This window comes from Corynebacterium sp. HMSC14B06, assembly GCF_001807075.1.
In the GTDB taxonomy this organism is placed as follows: domain Bacteria; phylum Actinomycetota; class Actinomycetes; order Mycobacteriales; family Mycobacteriaceae; genus Corynebacterium; species Corynebacterium jeikeium_D.
This window is the reverse complement of record NZ_KV787366.1, coordinates 1-19,618: the sequence shown is the minus strand read 5'-3', so window position 1 is coordinate 19,618 and position 19,618 is coordinate 1. Positions and strand designations below refer to the sequence as shown.

At 67.5% G+C, this 19,618-nt stretch carries 11 protein-coding genes; all 11 read left to right on the top strand.

Annotated elements, in window-relative coordinates; all coding sequences use genetic code 11:
* Nucleotides 1-257 precede the first annotated feature (257 nt).
* The 11 genes from HMPREF3130_RS04040 (at nucleotide 258) to HMPREF3130_RS03990 (ending at nucleotide 19,426) form a co-directional block, all read left to right on the top strand.
* Nucleotides 258-839: an ECF transporter S component gene (locus HMPREF3130_RS04040; protein WP_224783742.1), complete on the top strand. Its 582-nt coding sequence runs from the start codon at nucleotides 258-260 to the stop codon at nucleotides 837-839.
* Between the two features lie 107 nt (nucleotides 840-946).
* Nucleotides 947-3,148, top strand: coding sequence for an ATP-binding cassette domain-containing protein (locus tag HMPREF3130_RS04035; protein WP_246815104.1), 2,202 nt, complete (start codon nucleotides 947-949; stop codon nucleotides 3,146-3,148).
* 174 nt (nucleotides 3,149-3,322) lie between these two features.
* Nucleotides 3,323-5,095 carry an AMP-binding protein gene (locus tag HMPREF3130_RS04030; RefSeq protein WP_070429370.1) on the top strand — a complete coding sequence of 591 codons (1,773 nt, stop codon included), beginning with the start codon at nucleotides 3,323-3,325 and terminating at the stop codon, nucleotides 5,093-5,095.
* Between the two features lie 10 nt (nucleotides 5,096-5,105).
* A complete protein-coding gene (locus HMPREF3130_RS04025) occupies nucleotides 5,106-11,438 on the top strand; it encodes a non-ribosomal peptide synthetase (RefSeq protein ID WP_070429373.1) in 6,333 nt (2,110 codons plus the stop codon).
* Nucleotides 11,431-12,609, top strand: a complete 1,179-nt coding sequence (locus HMPREF3130_RS04020) for a saccharopine dehydrogenase family protein (RefSeq protein WP_246815103.1) — start codon at nucleotides 11,431-11,433, stop codon at nucleotides 12,607-12,609. Before HMPREF3130_RS04025 ends, HMPREF3130_RS04020 begins: the two co-directional genes overlap by 8 nt.
* Entirely contained in the window at nucleotides 12,606-13,649 is a 1,044-nt protein-coding gene (locus HMPREF3130_RS04015) for an ABC transporter ATP-binding protein (protein ID WP_048733943.1), read from the top strand. The genes HMPREF3130_RS04020 and HMPREF3130_RS04015 overlap by 4 nt, the downstream gene beginning before the upstream one ends.
* Nucleotides 13,646-14,398 carry an ABC transporter permease gene (locus HMPREF3130_RS04010; RefSeq protein ID WP_070429368.1) on the top strand — a complete coding sequence of 251 codons (753 nt, stop codon included), beginning with the start codon at nucleotides 13,646-13,648 and terminating at the stop codon, nucleotides 14,396-14,398. Before HMPREF3130_RS04015 ends, HMPREF3130_RS04010 begins: the two co-directional genes overlap by 4 nt.
* On the top strand, nucleotides 14,395-15,132 hold the full coding sequence (locus HMPREF3130_RS04005) for an ABC transporter permease (RefSeq protein ID WP_048733945.1): 738 nt from the start codon (nucleotides 14,395-14,397) through the stop codon (nucleotides 15,130-15,132). Before HMPREF3130_RS04010 ends, HMPREF3130_RS04005 begins: the two co-directional genes overlap by 4 nt.
* Before the next feature lie 105 nt (nucleotides 15,133-15,237).
* On the top strand, nucleotides 15,238-15,921 hold the full coding sequence (locus HMPREF3130_RS04000) for an SAM-dependent methyltransferase (protein ID WP_070429367.1): 684 nt from the start codon (nucleotides 15,238-15,240) through the stop codon (nucleotides 15,919-15,921).
* Nucleotides 15,918-17,696 (top strand): ABC transporter ATP-binding protein, encoded by a 1,779-nt coding sequence (locus HMPREF3130_RS03995; protein ID WP_070429366.1) that lies wholly within the window; start codon nucleotides 15,918-15,920, stop codon nucleotides 17,694-17,696. Before HMPREF3130_RS04000 ends, HMPREF3130_RS03995 begins: the two co-directional genes overlap by 4 nt.
* Complete coding sequence (locus HMPREF3130_RS03990) at nucleotides 17,693-19,426, top strand: ABC transporter ATP-binding protein (RefSeq protein WP_070429365.1); 1,734 nt, start codon at nucleotides 17,693-17,695, stop codon at nucleotides 19,424-19,426. Before HMPREF3130_RS03995 ends, HMPREF3130_RS03990 begins: the two co-directional genes overlap by 4 nt.
* Nucleotides 19,427-19,618 lie beyond the last annotated feature (192 nt).

Genomic DNA, 19,618 nt, shown 5'->3' with positions numbered 1-19,618 from the left:
TGGAAATGTTCACGCAGATAAGCCATGCCGGGCCCGGTGACCGCGCCCCGTGAGGGGGCACCATCACGGTAACGGGGGAGGGCGGGGGTAAGCTCAGTAAATTGAGCCTGGCGTAAGGCGATAAGCATTGCCTAACCTAATACTGTTTCAGGTGGTGTTCCCGATCGGGAATCGGCAACGGAAGCAAGGCGGCGACGATGAACGGAAAACGTGGATCGACCGGAGAACCCCTCTCCGGAGGGGGAGCCGGGGACGCGGTGGCGTCGCAGACGGATGACGGGCGGTTGGTGCACGTCGCACCGGTCGCAGCGGGTGGCCGACCATCCACCCGCGACATGCTCGTCGCCGCCGCGATCGGCGTTGCGGGGTCTCTCATCATCGTGCCCCTGACCTACCTGCAGGTGTTTGCCGGCATCGCCCACGTTTATCTCGTCGCGGCGACGCTCGGGTTGTGGTTCCTGCAGTGCGTTGTTCCCCTCATCGTCGTCCGCAAGCTTGGCGCGAGCCTCATCGCGTGCCTTGCCATGGGCGTCGTGTCCGCGGCGACCACCCCGTTCGGCGTCGCCGCAATCGGGGCGCTGATTATGGAAGGATTGCTCATCGAGCTTCCGTTCATGGTCACCCTGTACCGGCGGTGGACGCGTCCCCAGTTCGTGGCCTCGGCGATGTTGTTCTCCGCGCTGATGGGAACGATGGCCCCGCGCGCAGTCGGCGTCGACTCGCCGACCACGCCCATGACCCTGATCAGCTTCGCCGTAGCCTTGGCATCGAGCTTGGTGTTTTTGGTCCTGGGCTTTGCCGTCGCAAAGGGGCTTCGCAGCCGCGGGGTCACCCGGTGACCGGCGGAGCACCCGCGTGCGCCGGTGCGACACGCGGGACGGCCCCGGCCCGGTTACGGGTTAGTGGTGCAGGTGTGCGGCACGCCGATGGGCGATGGGCACCCGACATGGTGGATCTCTCCTTCGATTTCGGCACGATCAACGCCATCACGGGGCCCGTGGGATGCGGAAAGACGAGCCTGGCCCACCTCATCGCTGGACTGATCCCCTCGCACATCCCCATCGACCATGCCGGATTCGTGCACATCATCGATGCCGACGGCACCGAACGCCCCGTGGACGGGGACCGGGTCACCTTCGTCGGGCAAGACCCGGCGACGCAGGTGCTCACGCTCCGAGTCGTCGATGACGTGGCCATGGCCCTCGAGTTTTCCCTCGTGGAAGCCGGTATCGTCGCCAAGCGATCAGCCGAGGCTCTATCGGAGGTCGGGCTGTCAGAGCTCGCGGAGAAGGATCCGTGGGCTTTGTCGGGCGGGCAACGCCAGCGGATGGCCATCGCCGGTGCGGTGGCCAGGGCGCCGGAGGTCATGATCTTCGACGAGCCCGCGGCCCACGTCGACGAGGACGGTCGCCGGTCGCTGTTCGCCGCCATCCGTGATTTGCGGGCCCCGGGGCGCGTTATCCTGCTCATCGAGCACGACCTCCGCCCGTTCGACGGGTGGGTCGACACGGTGACGGTCCTCGATGCGGACGGGAGCGTCGCCGCCCACGGAGCGCCGGATGGCATCGCGGTGAAGGGCATTGCGACGACGGCCGCGACCGCCGGAACGCCGGACGCCAGTACGCCGGGCACGGGGGCGCCGGACCGTCCCGATCCGGAATCGGAGGCGGATGCCGTTCCACTGCTGGCCTTGACCGGAACCCACGTGGCCCGAGGCGGGGAGAGGATCCTGAACGGGGCCGATCTGACACTGGAACGGGGCGAGATTCATGCCCTAGTCGGTGCCAACGGAGCCGGTAAGTCCACCTTGCTGGCGGTGCTGTCGGGCCAGATGACGGCGGGAGCGGACCTCCGGATTGACGGCGCGTCCGCCCGGCGCGTGCCCGACGCCTTCGCGTCGTTGGCGTTCCAGAACCCCGAGCACCAGTTCACCCGCGCGACCGTCGCCGCGGAAATCGACTCCGCGCTGGCCGGCACGGACCCGCACGGACCACTCGGCGCCGATGAGCTGCGGAAACTGCGGGAAGCCCTGTGCCCCCGGGCACTTGACCCCGTCTCGCCGTTCGTCCTGTCGGGCGGACAGAAAAGACGGTTGGGCATCTTCCTGGCGGTGGCGGCCAATCGCCGTTTGCTGCTTCTCGACGAGCCGTTGGCGCACCTGGATTCGCCGAGCTCGCGCATCGTACTGGATGCCCTAGCGGAATACGCCGGGGCCGGCGGAACCGTTGTGTTCACGTGCCACGACCGCCGTGCCGCGCGAACGTGGGCGGATCGGGCGAGCATCGTCGCCGAAGGGAAGGTCGCCTGGTCCGGTCCCGCAGCCGACGTGCCGGCTTCCCCGGAGTCGTCCCGGCGGGATCGTGCACTGCCCGCGGCCGGCGCACGGACGTCCTTGGACGAAAGCCCCTGGACCAGTGGATCCGCCGCTCGAAGGCGCGCGGGGTTGAACGCCATCACGATTGTCGCGGCGGTGATGTTCGTCCTCGTCGCCGCGCTGCTCTCCGGCGGAGACGCCGTTCTCGCCCTGACGGTGGTCGCGTTCCTCGCACTCGCTGCGATCGCGGAACGCGACGTTCGGGCGACGGCGGGGAAGGTCCTTCTTGTCCTGTTAATCGGGGTGTTCTTCGGCCTGCTCGGGTGGCGCTCCGAGTTCTACGGAGATGGGGATGCGTCGGAAGCCGTCCGCCACGGCATCCATCACGGACTGCTGTTGATGGCCGTGTTCGCGGGGACGGTCCTGGTCTCCGCGTGCATGCGCGTCGAGGAGCTTTTCGACGCCATGGTGCAACGCCTCCGGGTGCCCTACACATGGTGCACCATAGCGATTTCCGGGGTGAGCATCGCAGCGTTCCTGCGCAGTGAAATCCCCCAGCTGACATGGGCGATTAGATTGCGCTCGATGCGACCGGAGCAGTCTTTCCGCTCCGGTTTCATTCGCGCGACGACGCCCGCGCGCATCGCTTTCCCGTTGTTCGTCAGCGCCGTGCGCTGCGCCGAAAAGCTGTCCCTGACCCTGGCGATGCGCAACTTCGGCCTCTATCCGCGGCGTACCTTCCGCACCGATCACCCCTGGCGAGTGCGTGACGGGTTCGCGGCCGCAGCGTCCGCCGCGGTCTTCGTCGCCGCCCTGGTGTCCGCAGTGACTTGACGGGCGCCTGGAACCGGCGGGTCCCGGGCCCGCGAGCGTTTCTGAGCTTGTGCGGAGACGCGCCCCACCCAGTTGCTTCACCCTTTCAACCCTTCAGACACATCCTCCGGGTCACGCCATGCGGGCCCGGTCCGCCCGGCACCGGCATGGCGCCGACAACCGAAAGAGGTACCAATGAACACGATCCGGACCATCAGCGACGTGCTTCGGGACAAGGCCGATGAGACGAAAAAGGGGATCACCTTCGTCGAGAATCGGCGGGACGTCTTCGTCCCGTATGGCCGGGTCCATGCGGAGGCGGTGGCGGCTGCGACTCGGTTGGCCGAAGCCGGCATCGGCCCCGGCGATCGCGTGATCTTCCAGGTTTCGGAGAACCGCGGGCTCATCCGGGCGTTCTGGGGCTGCGTCTACGCCGGCGCGGTTCCGGCGCTTGCGCCGCCGGTGTCGGGCCCGGTTGACGTCGACAGGGTGCGGACGCTCTCGGACATGATGCCCGGGGCCCCGATCCTGGTCGACGAACGCAGTTACACGCTGCTCACCGGCGCAAACGGTGCCGTGGTCGTGGGCGAGGACCGGCTGCTCGACGTGTCCATCGTCAATGACGCTGCCGCGGAACCGGTTGCGGCGATGCCGGGTGATGCTGAATCGGACTTCTCTCAGGCGGGTGACGTGGATTCCGGGGATGGCGCCGGGGCGGTCCCCGCGTTCCCGGTGCGAGGTGGGACGGCAGGCGAAGCCCTCATCCAGTTTTCGTCCGGCTCCACGGGATCGCCAAAGGGCGTCATCGTAACCAACGAGTCCGTGCTGAACGGTCTGCGCGCGACGATCCCACGCCACGCGCACCGGTACGAGAACAAGATGCTCACGTGGCTGCCTTTGACCCACAACCTTTCGCTGATCGGCTTCCACGTCTACGCCCTTTTTCGTGGGTACGACCAGGTGTTGCTGCCGGTTTCCGAGGTGGTCGCCGATCCCCCGAGGTGGTTCGAGGCCGTGACCAGGCACCGGCCGACGGTGACAGTGTGCCCGAACTTCGCGTTCAAGCATTTCCTGCGCCATCTCGAGCGCCGGCCCCTCGGGGATGACCACGGTTACGACTTCTCCAACGTCCAGAAGCTGATGAGCGGTTCTGAGCCCATCGACGCTCCATTGGCCCGGAAGTTCCTCGCGGCGATGTCCGCCATGGGCCTCCGGGAGGATGCCCTGACCTCCGCCTACGGAATGTCCGAAGCTTGCCTGCTGGTCACGACCCGGGATATCTACTCGGGTCTGTCCACGGTGCGACTTGACCGGACGGGCATCGCCACGGGGCAGCGTTTCGAGGACATCGAGAGCGAGTCCGGAGCTGAGTTCGTCGCCTTGGGCAAGGCCGTCCCGGGGATTTCCTTGACCATCCGCGATGACGGGGGCGGGGTCCTCGGCGACGGCACCGTCGGTGAAATCCACATCGCCGGCGCTCCGATGACCCGCGCCGCGATCACAGCAGAGGGGATCGTGGAGCACGAGCTCACCGATGATGGGGCGTTCGCAACGGGGGACATGGGCATTCTCCGCGACGGCGAGTTGTTCGTCCTCGGCCGGAAGAAGGACATCATCTTCGTCAACGGCCGGAATTACTATTCGGCTGATTTGGAAGCCGTGCTGGAGAATGTGCTTGACCGCGATGTTGCCGTTCTCGGCCGGAGCAACCCAGCCACGGGCGAAGAGGAGATCGCCGTGTTCTTGGCCAGGCGGACCCCGACCGATCGTAAGGCCGACGATGCGACCGGTGCCGGGCAATCGGACGGGGATGAGCCTCCGATCGATGAACAGGCGGTGGCCCGGTCCGCGACGACCGAGCTGATGCGCGTCGCCGGGGTGCCCGTCTCCAGGGTTCTGTGGGTCGACGAGCTGCCCGTCGCGTCGAACGGCAAGAAGCTCCGCCGCAAGCTCGAGGCTCTGCTCTGAGGCGATGACGATGACCAATGAAACGATCGCGCCGGCCGTCGCATCTACCGCCGTGGGAAGAGCCCGCACCGGGGCTCGAGTCGCCCCCGAACGGCTGTCGGAGTCCATCGCCGACGCCATCGGCGTGCACCTGGATTCGGCGGACGTGAAACTCCGCGACCACATCCCGAACTCCCTGACTTTCCTCCAGATGCTGCTGGCGCTGGAGGACGAGTACGGGGTCACCATCGATTACGCGGCGATGGACCCCGGGGTCACGGTCGCTGATTTGGCGGCCGTCATCGACGCCGCCCGGGGTGGCGCTGATGCCGGATCTGCCGCAGGCGCCGCTGCCGGGGCCGATCCCGCTGTAGCGACGGGTGAGTCGGATGACGGCTGTGCCGGCAAAAATGGGGCTGGTCCCGCGGATGCGGTCCCGCTCAATCCAATCCAGACCGCCTACCTGCTCGGCGCGGACGAGGACATCGAGCTTGGTGGCCAAGCGACGTACATCTACGCGGAATCCCGGCACGACTATTCGTTGCCGCAGGTGGAGGAGGCCGTGCGGGCGGTCTTCGGGCGTCACGACGTGCTGTTCCATCGGCTCGACGTCGATGCCGGGGTCTTGAGCCCGACCGGCGTGTGCCTCGCCACCGTCGAGGTAGTCGGGTCCGGCGACGATATCGACGCGGCGGTGGGGGAGATCCGTCGGGACATGCGAACCGCGGCGCGATCGTCGAACGAGGACGGCCCCATGGTCGCCGCGAGGCTGCTCGCAGATGCGGGCGGGTGCAGGATGTTCATCTACTTCAACATGATCGTCATGGATGCGGGTTCGGTGTACCTGTTCTTCGACGAGCTCGAATCCCTGCTGGCCGGGGAGCCGCCGGCTCCGGCTTCCAGATATGGGGATGCCCTGGCGGCAATCTCTGCGCGCCGGCGCGACGGGAAACGGGCCGAGGACCTCGCCTACTGGGAGAAGAAGGCCGCAGATCTGCCGCGGCGTCCGGAGTTCCCGGCGGCCGTGGGGGGTGGCGACGATTGGTCGACCCGGCGCTTGGGCACGGTGCTCGACGCGGAGGTCACCGCCAAGCTCAGCGAACGTGCCCGCCGCATTGGAGTTACCCTGTCGTCGCTGGTGATGGCCGTCAACGCCGCCGTCGTCTGCAGGTGGCTGCCCGAATCCGCGTTGACGGTCAACGTGACTGTCAGCGAACGCAGCGGCCTCGCCGCGGGCACGAGGGTGATGGGAGATTTCACTTCATCGATGCTTGTCGGCGTCGACGCCGGGAGAGCAGCGACCATCGACGGGTTGGCGGAGGCGATCGACCTGGACATCCGCGAAGGGCTGTCCCACCGCTGCGTTTCCGGTGTGGAGGTGCTACAGCGATTCCTCCGGGACGCGGCCAATCAGTCCCAGGCCACCGCTCCGGTGGTGTTCACCAGCTACCTCGGCGGCGAGCGGGGAAGCGGGCGCAGCCCGGTCATCGAACGCGTCTACACGCAAACCGCGCAGGTGTGCCTCGACATCCAGGTGATGCCGGCATCGGGCGGGATGGCGTTGTCGTGGGACGTGGTCGACGATTACTTCCCTGCGGTAGATGCGATGTTCGGAGCCGTTGCGGAGGCCCTGGACGTGGTGGCGGAGGGGGGAGAGGCTCTGCCCATCCGTCATGCGGAGACGGAGAGGGCCGTCGCCCGCTACAACGACGCTGCGGGCCCGATCCACGATGACACCCTGGTTTCGCTTGTCGAAGCCGCATGCGCGGCGACTCCGGATGCGCCGGCCGTGCGCCTCGCCGCCCGTGGCATCTCGTACACCTACGCCGAGGTCTGGGCCAGGGCCGGACGCATCGCCCGCCAACTCTCGGATTCCGGCGTCGGGGCGGGGGATGCGGTGATCGTGCGCTACACCAAGCATCCCGACGACATCGTCAACATGGTCGGCGCATTGCGTGCGGGAGCCGCATTCGTGCCTGTCGACGCGGGCATGCCGGCGCAGCGACAAGAATACGTAGTGGAAGCCTCAGGTGCGGCGGGCCCGATTCTGGACACCGGCGTGATCGATGAACTGGACCAAAGCGGAGTAGCGGGCGTCGGCAAGCCTGCAGCCGCGGAAGTCTGCGACCGCGCGGGCAGCGCGGGTGCGCACTCTTCGCCCGGCACTGCCCCTGACGACCTTGCCTACGTCATCTTCACCTCGGGGACCACGGGCCGGCCAAAGGGTGTGCGGATCAGTCATCGCAACTGTGTCAACACCATCCTCGACGTGAACCGGCGGTATGGGGTCCCCTCCGCCGATTGCATCATCGGATTGTCGTCGCTGGGATTCGACCTGTCGGTCTACGACGTGTTCGGTGCGTTCGCGGCAGGCGCGACGGTGACGATGGTCGGAGACGAACGCAACGCCGATGAAATCCTCGACGTCTTGCGGGAAGAGCGGGTCACGCTGTGGAACTCCGCGCCCGCCCTGTTGGAGCTCGCCCTGGTCCGGGCGACGGACGACGACGTGTTCCCGGATGTGCGCACCGTATTGCTCAGCGGCGATCGCATCGCAGCGGGGCTTCCGGCTCGCGCCATGTCCATGTTCCCGAACGCGTCGATCAATAGCCTGGGCGGTGCGACCGAAGGAAGCATTTGGTCCATCCACTACCCGTTGCAACGCGATAGCCTGGAAAACCGCATTCCCTACGGGTACCCGCTGGCGAACCAGGGCATCCACGTGCTCGCGCCCGACGGGGTGCATTGCCCTGTCGGGGTGCCGGGGGAAATCCACATCAGCGGTCTCGGCGTCGCGCAGGGGTATGCGGCCGATCCGGAGCGGACCGCTGCCGCCTTCGGGTATGTCCCAGGCATCGGTCGCTGCTACCGGACCGGAGACGTGGGCGTGTTCAACGCGGAGGGTTTTGTGGAATTTCTCGGCCGCCGCGATCGACAGGTGAAAATCGCGGGCTTCCGCGTCGAACTCGGAGAAATCGAATCGGTCCTCGAGCGGTCCGGTCTGGTGACCGCGTCGATGGCGGCGGTCGTCGAATCGGGCGATCGGGGACTACTGGCGTGCCTCTACGTTCCGGTGGACGATATGACCGGCTCGCGGGATGCCGTCCGGGCCGAGCTTGCCCGCTGCTTGCCAGCGTACATGGTACCGACGGTCCTGCTGCCGGTGGCGCATCTGCCCGTTACCGTCAACGGGAAACTGGATCAGGAGGAAATTCGTAGGCACGTCGGCGCCGCGGGCGGCGGGGCAACGGCCGATGGCGAGGTCGCCGGGGCGGGGGCCGGAGCCGTGGGCTCGGCTGGTTCCGTCGCCGACCCCGGGGCGATCGAGTTGGTGTCCGGAGTCTTCGACGAGATTCTCGGGGAAGCCCCGTCGACGGGTGCCGCGGATCCGGCGTGCGGCGCGGGAGAGTCCTTCTTCCGCCGCGGCGGCGATTCCCTGCAATTCCAGGTTATGATGCGCGCGATCCGGCAGAAGACGGGAGTCCGGCTCCGTTTCCGCGACGTCATCGAAGACCCGACCATCGCGCACATCGCCGGCCTTGTCTCAGATGCCATGCGGGAGTCCGGGGCCGAGTCTGAAGCCGTCTCCGAGGCAGTGCCTTCCCCCGATTGTGCCGTCGGTGCCGGTTCAGCCGCAGGAGGCGCCCGAGAATGCCCCGCGAGTGCCCACGGAAAGGATCCGGTGGAACAATTCGGGGATGACCCCCACGCGCCGTTCCCCTTGACTGACATGCAGAAGGCCTACTACGTTGGCCGGAACTCTGGGTTCGAGCTGGGCGGCGTCACCGAGCACTACTACATCGAATCCGTCACCGAACCCGGTACCGACATCGATCGCCTGGAAGACGCCCTCGACAAGCTAATCCGCAGGCATCCGATGCTGCGCGTCGTGTTCACCGCACAAGCCACGCAGCGGATCCTGCCGGAGGTTCCGCGCTACCGTATTGATGTCGCCGACTACCGGACCGCCGATGAGGCGACCGTGGTCGAGGCGGTGCGGCGCAAGCGCGATGAGCTGAGCCACCAGGTATTCGATCTGGGCAGCTGGCCCTTGTTCCATCTGTCGGCGTTCGCGCTCCCGGACGGGCGGCACCGCCTGTTCTTCAGCGTGGACATGATCATCGGAGACGGGGCGAGCCAGCGGATTTTCATCGACGACCTGGACAAGCTGTACCGAGGAACGGAGCTTCCGCCCGTCACTGGCGACTACCGCACGTACGTCTTGGAGATGAAGCGTCGGGAAGCTTCGGCGGTCGGGCGGGGCGAAGAGACGTTGACTCGGACGGTGGTCGAGGAATTCCCGCCCGGCAACACCCTTCCATCAAGCGGTGCGGCCGCGGACGTGGATGTGCCGCGGATGCGTCGCCTGTCGTACACGTTCACCGCTGAGGAAACCGCACTGTTGCGGGAAAGGGCCAGCGCCGCCGACGGCAGCGTGTCCGCACTGCTTCTCGCCTGCTATGCGACGAGCCTGTCGCTGTGGTCGAAGGGGGATTCGGTCGGCATCAACATCACCACGTACAACCGTGATTCCGAAATCGCCGACGTCGCCGGCGTCTTCGGTGATTTCACCGGCGTCATTCTGATGCCTGTAAAAGCGGCCGCCGACCATGATCTCCGTTGGTGGACGGCGGAACTGCGCAACCGGCTGCTCGGGCACATGGCGGCCGGGTACTCCGGGGTGTCGTTGCTCGGCACCATCGCGCGCCACCGGGGTCTGCCCGTCGGACAGGCCATAGCGCCGTTCGTGTACACCTCGTTGCTGTTCGGCGAGGGGGCCGCGGCAGGCGATGGCTCGGGCAAGGATGCCCACGTCCTGGGAGACGTCGATTACGCCATCTCCCAGACTCCGCAGGTGCTGTTGGACAACCAGGTGATGGAGGTCGACGGGCGTATCAACGTCGCCTGGGATTTCGTCGAGCAGATCCTGAAACCGGAACTGGTGGAGGACATCTTCGACCATTACATCAGGTCGGTGTCGGGCTTCGCCGGGGGCTGCTCCGAAGCGGCGCCGCTGAGCGTCGGCCAGGTTCGGCACCTGCGCCTGGCGGTCGGGGGCACTTCTTCCGGCGGTGGGGTGATCGACGACGGCGTCGCGGGCGTGTTATCGGCAGAGCGCGACAGGGCGGGCGCGATCTCGAGGATCGCATCCGGGGACCTGATGGGCCGAGTTCGCGGATACCTGACGGTCATCACTGGGATAGTCCGGGCCGACCTCGGCGGCGCCGAAGCCGGCGCGGACGACGACCTGTTCCTCCTCGGCTACGACTCCCTGGGATTCGTGAAACTGATGCAGCGGATCCAGGACATCACCGGGGCGTCGGTGCCGCTCGCGGAAGCGCTGGCCAAGCCGACGCCACGTGGCGTGGCAGAGCTCGTCGGCCAGTCGACGACCACGCCGACCGACCGGCGGGACGCGGATGATCCCGGCGCGTCGGCCGCGGACCGTTCGCTGGTCCTATTGCGCAGCGGTGATGAGGCGCGCCCGATCTTCCTCGTCCACGGCGGATTCGGCACCGTCGACATCTACCGAGACCTGGCACTCGCGATCCCCGGTGGCGGGCAGGTGTGGGGCGTCGGCTTCGCGGAGTTCGAGAGACCATTCCCCCACGCTATCGGCATCGGCGATATCGCGGCCCACTATTCGGGCCGGGTCCGCGAGGTGCTCGTCGACGGTGCCGCCCCTGCGATCGTTGGATGGAGCCTCGGCGGCACCATCGCGGCCGAGATGGCGCTCCGTTTGGCCGATCTCGATCCTGCGCTGGTGTTTCTCGACAGCCTGGCTCCGGGGATCGCGGTCGACGTCGGGGATTTCGACGCGGAATCCGAAAAGGGGCTGCTGTCCCGGGTGATGCCCTCGATCGCCGATCTCCCGCACGGAACGCCGGTTGCCCGCCTCTGGGCGGAGTTCGGCGGGGTCGACGAGACCGATGAGGAACGAGGGGCCCGCCTGCGTGCCCTGGCCGCAGCGGTCGCACCGACGCTCCTGGAGGACCTTGGGCTTTCCGGCGACCGGGTGACAGCGACGGAGTTCAACTCGCTGCGCTCGCTCATCGATGCCCGCACCCGGTACCGGCCCGAGGGGCGGGTGAGGGAGGCGCTGTTCGTTTTCCCCGATGACGGCGAGGCTCACAACCACGACCAGTGGCGGGACCACCTCGTCGATGACCTCTGCGTCGCCGGCGTCGCGGGAAACCACTATTCGTTCGTCCTCGGAGAGGATGCCGCGCTGACTGGGGCTCTCATCGGGGAGTACATCGAACACCGGCGCCGGGCGCCGGAAACGGACGACAGGGCAGTGGACCCGTCGTCCGATGGAATCGACCGGTCGCGGGACCGGGGAAACGAGATGGAAAGTGACTGATCGACGAAACGGCGGGGAAGCACGGGACCGCGACGCGGGCGAACCTGTGAAAGTGCTGGTGGCCGGAGGTACCGGCGTCACCGGACGGCTCGTCCGGGGGATGCTCGGCGCCGTCGACGGGATCGAGCTGGCCTACACTTCCCGAAAGAAACCGGACGATGGCCCGGGGCGGCACTTCCCGCTGAGGATCGCCGCCGGCCACAACGAGATCTGCAGGGTATTCCGCAAACACGATTGGGTGGTCAACTGCACCGGCCCGTTCGAGGTGCACGCAGACTCACTCGCCCGTGCGTGCATTGACTCAGGCACCGGATACATCGACGTCAACGATTCGATCGACGCCCGCCGCGCAATCATGGCCCTCGACGGGGATGCCCGGCGGGAGGGGGTTCCCGTGCTCACCGGGTTCGGCCTGTGCCCGGGCTTGTCGACGGCACTGTTGATTCTCGGGGCCCGCGCTGCGGGGGTCGAAGAGGTCCGCGATGTGCGGGTCGATCTGAGAATCGGCGCCGACCAGGAATCCGGGGCCGCGTCGGTCGAGTCGATGTTCCGGACCATTCGCGGCGGATACCGCGCGATGCTCGGCGGCGCCATTGTCGAAGTGCGGCGCAACCCGGTGTCGTCGCAAAGCGGAATCGGCTACGAATGCCCGGACGTCGACGTCGTACGCGAGGTGTGCCCCTCGATCCGTGGATATTCCTACCACGTCGCCTTCGATGCCCTCCCCGATGCGTTGGTGGAGAAGATCTGCACGTCGAGACTGTACGCGATGCCCGTTGTCTCCGGTCTGCTCGCCCGTCTCGGGGCGGCCGTGACATCGCGGAAGGCGCGGGCGAAGGGCACTCCGCAACCCGCCGAGCTGGTCGTCGCACTGTCGTCCGCCGGCGCGGGCGATGCGGGGCCGTCGGCCGAGACGACCGTCGTCCGGGCGACCGGCCCGGGTTCCTACAAAATGACCGCGGCGATTGCTGCCGCCACCGTTGTGGCGGTGGCGGGGAAGCCGGTCACGCCGGGGTGCCGGGATCTCGTCGGCCACCCCCGGCTCCTCGAACCGGTCCTCGCCTTCGCCCGCGATGCGGGCATCCATATCGAGGTGCCGCATGACAACCCGACCACGGGGCCGCTGCCGACAGCGGCCCACTGCGATTCCAAAGAAAAGGGGAAACGATGACGGATCAAGCTGAACGAGGTGCGGCGATCGTCGTCCGCAACCTCACGAAGAGCTACCCGATTGCGGGCAAAGCGGGCACCGCGCCCGAAGGCGGGGCAGGTGCCCCGCCGGACGGCGGGCGCAAGGGAAAGCGCGGTGCCCGGATGCGCAAGCATGTGCTCGACGGCGTGAGTTTCACCGTGCCCGCCGGGGCGATTGTGTCGTTCCTCGGCCACAACGGCGCAGGCAAGACCACTCTCATCCGAATCCTGTCGACGCTCATCACCGCAGACTCCGGCGAGGTGAGCATCTTCTCGCGCGATGTGAAAGAGGATCCGGTGGGCGTGCGCGCCGACATTGCCACCACCGGCCAATTCGCGGCGATTGACGAGAACCTCACCGGCCGGGAGAACCTGGAGTTCTTCGGGCGGCTGCGCGGACTCGACCGCGCCGACGCGGCCGCCCGCGCGACGGAACTACTCGCGCAATTCTCGCTCGCAGACAGTGCCTCGACGTTGGTGTCGGCCTATTCGGGTGGCATGCGGCGGCGCCTCGACATCGCCGCGTCGCTGTGCGTCGTGCCCAGGCTGCTGTTCCTCGACGAACCCACGACGGGGTTGGACCCGGTCAGCCGCGAAGAGCTGTGGGGCTTCATCCGGCAGCTGCGGGACGACGGAATGACCCTGGTGCTGACCACCCAGTACCTGGAAGAGGCGGAGGCGCTGGCAGACCACGTCCATCTGCTCAAGGACCGCCGCATCGTCGCCAGCGGAACGCCGGAGGAATTGCGCCGCGACTTCGGGTCGCACGTGCTCCGCGTGTCCTTCGCCACCGCCGCCGGGGCGGAGGCATTCGCCCGCTGCCTCGGGGGAACGTGCCTGGACCGCGCCCGCGTCGCGGGGAAGTCGGTGTCCCTCGACGTCGACCCCGGGCCACGGATCCTCGAGGCGGTGGCGCGGGCGATGGAGGCCTCGGAAGCGTTGCCGGATTCGCTGAGCGTGTCGCCGCCCACCCTCAACGAGGTGTTCATATCGATGAACGCAGGGGGTGCGGCGCGATGAGGGCGACGTCGGTCGCGGCGTTTCTCCGTCGGGATCTGCTGCTGTTGCGACGCAACACCGCGTCGCTGATCTCCATGTTCGTAGTTCCGCCCCTCTTCCTGCTGTGCCTGTACGCGGTGTTTGGGTACTCGGCGGGGCAATCCGGCTTCGGGTACCTGCGTTTCGTGCTCGGCGGCTGCCTGTTCCAGGCGGCGATGTTCACCGCCGCGGCGTCGGCGATGGCGGTGGGACAGGACGTCGAATCCGGGCTTGTTGACCGCGTGCGCGTGTTGCCCGGGGCCACAGGCGGCTATGTCGCCGGCAGGCTCGCCACCGATTTGCTGCGGATGTCCGCGTCGATCGCGGCGCTGCTGGTCGTCGCGTGGGCCTGTGGACTCGACATGGCTGTCGGTGACGTCGCGTGGACTGTCCTGTGGTCGCTGCTCGCCGCGGCGGTCCTGTCCCTGGTCACGGACGGGGTGATCCTGATGGTGCCCGCCCCGGTGTCGACGGCCTCATCGATCCAGGCGCTGGAAATGCTGCTGCTTATGTTCTCCACCGCGTTCATTCCGGCGACCGCTTTGGACGGCTCCCTGCGCGACGTCGTACGTCACATGCCGTTTTCGCCGATGATCGAGGTGATCAGGGCGGCGTCCCCGGACGCCTTCCCGGATAGCGCCGGGGAAGAGGCAGCCCTGTGGCTCGGCGTCGCGGTGGTCGCCGGAATCGTCCTGTTCATCCGCCGGTTCACCTCGAGGAGCGAATCATGATCGACGCCGTCTCCGTGCATCTGCGGCGCATCGTCCACATTTGGCTGCGGCGCTCCGACTTCTGGTTCATGACGTTCATTGCTCCGCTCGTGTACCTGTTCATCGTCAACCGCATGTTCGGTGGCCTGGTCAGGCAGCTCACCGGAGAGTTCGAACTCCGGAACGCGGTCATCCTGGTCGTGACGGCGTGGGCGTTCATCCTGGCCATCACGGGATCGTCCACCGTGTTCGTTGAACGCAGCAATGGCTTCCACGAGCGGTTAATCACCATGCCGTCACCGTACGCGGCCGTGCCGGCCGCACGGATTATTGCCGAGTTCATCCGGATCATGGCGATGACGGTCGTCGTCGCGGCGGTGGCCGCCTTGCTGTCCGACGGCCTCCCGGAGGTGTCCTGGTGGTGGAGGATCGCGGTGACCGGCGCGATGGTTGCCGCGGCGGCCGCATGCACCGGCACGTACATCGCGTTCTCCATCACCAGCCCCCAGGGTTCCGTGGCTCTCATCCCGTTAATCATCGTTGCGATGTTCGTCAACACGGTGCTCATGCCCGCCGACCACTTCCGTCCTCTCCTGCGCGGAATCGCCGGGCACACCCCCGTATCCGCGGCCGGCGAGGCCGTCAACGGCACCGGGGCTGCGGGTCTGGTGGTCTGCGCGGCCTGGTTCTTAGGCATCGCCGTGCTCGCGGCGTGGGGCATCGCCGTGAAAATCAGGCCGGGGGAGTCTGCATGACGGGCACGTCCACGGGGCGGCGCCGCCGATGACGGCCCGCGAACCCGAGCACCTAACCCGAAACCGCCGCGTGGACGCGGCCCACACACCCGGAGACAGAACCAGATGAAGTCGATTGCCCAGATCGTCCAGAACAACCGCAGACTCCTCGCGGCCTACGAGGACAAGGTCCAGCCGAGGTTCCTCAGCCGCTATGCGCGTGAACCGATGGACGCCGCCGCCGTGTATCGGAAGCTCCGTGCGCTGGATCCCGGGCCGGATGCGCCAGCCCGGGTTCTCGACCTCGGTTGCGGAACCGGGTGGCTCGCTCGCATGCTTGCCGCCGAGCCTCGCTATCGCAGGGCGAACATCGTCGGCTACGACCTGTCGCCCAATGCGATCCGCATCGCCCGCGAACGCGCCGCCGTCGAAGGGCTCGGGGCCCGGACGGAATTCCACGTCGCCGACGTCCTCGCGCCGCTCGCGGGAGAGACCGGCGGGGCCGATGAAATCTGGGTGTGCGGCGCGCTCCACCAAATGAAGGATGCGGGTGCCGCGCTCGGCAGGGTCGCCGGGCTGCTCGCCGACGACGGCATCGCTTACGTGCAGACGTTCGCCGAGGATCCCGACGTGTACGAGCGGGTCGACATGGCCATCATGGCGAAGATGGGCCACCGGGTGTTCCGGGACAGCGAGCTCGAGGACCTCGCCGAAGCCAACGGGCTGAAGCTGGGCGGAGCCTCACGCGCCGGCATGGTGTACTTCTGCACTCTCACGAAGAAAAGCACGATCGGGGAGGCGGGCAAGTGAGCGCCGTGGACGGGACCGTAAGCCCGTGGTCGCTGCTCGCCCCGATCCGGACCCGGATGCGTGCGGTGGTCGCGTTATCCGTCCTGTCGTCGGTGGCTACCGTCGCTTCGCTGGTCGGCATCATCGACATCGCGATGACGTACCCGGAGGCCCCGGAGCATCGGACGTGGTTGGCCGTGGCTGTCATCGTCGTCGCCGCAACGGTGCGCATGGCCGCGGACGGCGCCGCCGGCATGCTCTCGCACCGGGCGGATAACGACCTGCAGCTCCACCTCCGGCGCCAGCTGGTCGCCCAAATCCGGAAGTTGCCGCTGGGCTGGCTGGACGCCCGGCGCTCGTCGGGAATCATCGGGTCGGTTGAGAAGGACGTCGCGGCTGTCCACCAGCTCATGGGCCACACCGTCGGTGAGACCGTGGTGGCGGTGCTGGTTCCCCTGCTTTCCCTCATCGCGCTCGTCGCGGTGGATTGGCGGATCGCGGCGGTGGCGGTCGTCCCGGTGCTGGTCACCTTCGCCCTGATGGGTGTGATGATTTCGCGCGGAGCCGGTCTTCAGCGCGACTACGAGCGAGCCTCCGAAGGAGTGACGGCTGCGGTCATCGAGTTGGTGCGAGGTATCTCAGTGATGAAGTCCTTCGGACGCGCCAACCAGGGCGCGGGTCGCTACGATGCCGCGGCGCTGTCGTTCGTCCGTGCGTGGTCTGCCTGGTCCCGGCAGTCGAACATCTATCTCGGGGTCATCGACGTGGTGACGTCCCCGATCACAGTCCTCGCAGTGGTGTGCGGGGCCGGCCTCGCTCTGAGGGACGCCGCGGGCGGCCTACCGGAGGGGCTCGTCGCCGGGCTGGTTCTCGGCCTTGGACTCTCCGCGGCGATCGTGCGGGTGGCCATGAACTCCGAACCCATCATCGCGGGGATCGCTGCCCTGAAGTCCATCGCGGAGGTGCTGGGCACGCCGCCGATCGTCGAGCCCGCCGATCCGGTGCCCGCGCGCGGAGGCGCGCTCGAGGCCCGGAACCTGGTCTTCTCCTACGGCGATGGGCCGCGGGTCCTCGACGGGATGTCCGCGACGTTTGAACCGGGGACCCTCACTGCGCTGGTGGGGTCCTCCGGTTCCGGAAAGTCCACCGTCGCCCGGCTGTTGGCGCGTTTCTACGACCCCGTTGAAGGCTCGGTGCTGCTGGGCGGCGCCGATCTTCGCGACATCGCCGTGCGTGACGTGCACCGCTCGGTGTCGGTGGTGTTCCAAGATCCGCAGTTGCTCACGCTGCCGTTGCGGGAGAACATCCGGCTGGCCAGGAGAGACGCCACCGACGGCGAAATCATGGCGGCCGCGAAGCTCGCGAACCTCGATGCGGTCATCGCGGCGCTGCCGAAGGGCCTGGATTCGGTGGTCAACGTCGACGTGACCTTTTCCGGTGGTGAGGCGCAGCGCGTGGCCATCGCGAGGTCGATCGTCACGGACGCGCCGGTGCTCATCTTCGACGAGGCAACCGCTTACGCGGATCCGGCTTCCGAGGCCCTCATCCAGTCCGCAATCGAGCGTTTGGCCCGTTCACGGACGGTGATTGTGATCGCTCACAGGTTGAGCACGATCCGCAACGCCGACCGCATCCTCGTTCTCGACGGGGGAGCGGTCGCGGAGGCGGGTACCCACGACGAGTTGCTTGCGCGCGGTGGCCGCTACCGGGATTTGTGGCGCGCGTTCGCGCTCGACGACGAACCATCCGCCCCGCGGGGCACTGAATTAGACGATGAAAAGGCGGGGAACCGATGATTCGGGACTTGTGGTCGATGACGGATCGGCGCTCGAGAATGACGCTGGCGTGGCTCATTGCGTTGGCCGCGCTTGCCGCGCTGGCTCAGGGAGCGGCGTTCGTCGCGCTGCTGCCGCTGCTGTCGGCTCTGGCCGAGGGAGATGATGCGACGGCGTGGCGTTTCACCGGCGTCATCGCCGGCCTCGCGGCCGCCCATGCGGTGCTGTCTCTCGCCGCGGGGACGGTCGGCAGGGCGAATTCCGCAGCGGTGCTGTCGTCCCTGCTGCGTTCCCTGGGCGAACGCGTGCTGACGTTGCCACTAGGGTACGTCACCAAGTCCACGGCCGGCCGCTTTTCGGAGATGGCATCGTCGGGTATCGCGTTCGCGGCGTCCGTGCCGCACGTGATCCTGCGGCCTGTCATCGCCGCGGCGGTTGCGCCGACCGTCATCGCCTTCGGAATTCTGGCGGTGGATTGGCGCGTCGGTTTGGTTCTCGTCGCGTCGGCGCCGGTGATCTTCTTCGCCTACCGGGCCATTGGTCGGGTCGGCGGGGAGTCGGACGAAGCGCATGCTGACGCCGTCGCTGCCGTCTCCGGCAGGCTGATCGAGTTCACCCGCTGCCAGCAGGCGATTCGCGCCGCGGGCGACGGTTCGGCGGCGGACGCGATGGTGGATGAGGCAATCCGGGCCCAACACGATGCGTTCGCGAAGGCGACGTCGACGCAGGGGGCGGCCATCGGACGGCTGGGTTCGGTCGTCCATGCGGTGTTCACGGCGGCGGTGATAGTCGCCGTGGCAGTCGCCGCGACGGGCGGGATGGCGCCGGCGCATTTGGCGCCGATGCTCATCGTGGTCGTCCAGTTCACCGGACCGATCACCACGGCGGGAGCGTTGTCCGGCGGTTTCGGTGCGGGCCGCAACACGTTGGCTGCGTTGCGTGACCTGCGGGCAATCCCCGCCCTTCCCGAACCTGCCGCACCGGAGCTGCCCGACGGGCATGACGTGGAGTTCCGCGACGTGAGCTTCGGGTACGGGGATAAGAAGGTTCTCGACGGCGTCAGCTTCCGTGCACCTCAGGGAGCGCTGGTTGCCGTAGTGGGACCGTCGGGGGCGGGCAAGACGACGGTCATGCGGCTGCTGTCGCGTTTTCATGATCCGGACTCGGGGGAGGTCCTCATCGGCGGGGTGCCCTTGCCTCGGATCGGCACCGACGGCGTGAACTCGCTGGTGACCCCGGTGTTCCAGGAGACCTTCCTTTTCGACGCGTCCGTGCGGGACAACGTGGTCTTCGCCGATCCCGGATTCGGTTCCGAGCCCGGTGACGGGGACCGCTTGCGCGAGGCCGCCCGGCGTTCCGGGGTGGACCGCATCGTGGAGCTGCTGCCTTCCGGGTGGGATACCCCGGTGGGGGAGGAGGGGACGCTGCTGTCGGGAGGCGAGCGGCAGCGCCTCGCCATCGCCCGGGCGCTTCTGAAGGATTCCCCGGTGGTGCTTCTCGACGAGCCGACGTCCTCGCTGGATGCGGCCACTGAGCGGGCGATCGTCGGCACGATGGAGACGTTGCGCGGCGATCGCACCGTGATTGTCGTCGCCCATCGCCTGCACACCGTTCGCGATGCCGACCTCATCGTCGTGCTTTCGGAGGACGGGACGGTCGCAGAACGGGGCACGCACGATGAATTGCTGGCGAAGGGCGGCCGCTACGCCGAGTCGTGGGCGTGCCGGACGGGGAGCTCCTCGGGCGCCTGATCCTCATCACCTGGTCGATGCCCTCACGGGCGCCCTGCCGCAGCTTCCCGAATCCCACCGCCAGGCGCTCGGTGGACAGAGCGAAAACGCCGACGAAAACGCCGAGCAGCACGAACACCGACGAGCTGTAAAGACTGAAGCTCCCGGGAACGTGAAAATAGCCCGTTACCTTGTGAGTGTCCCCGATAATGG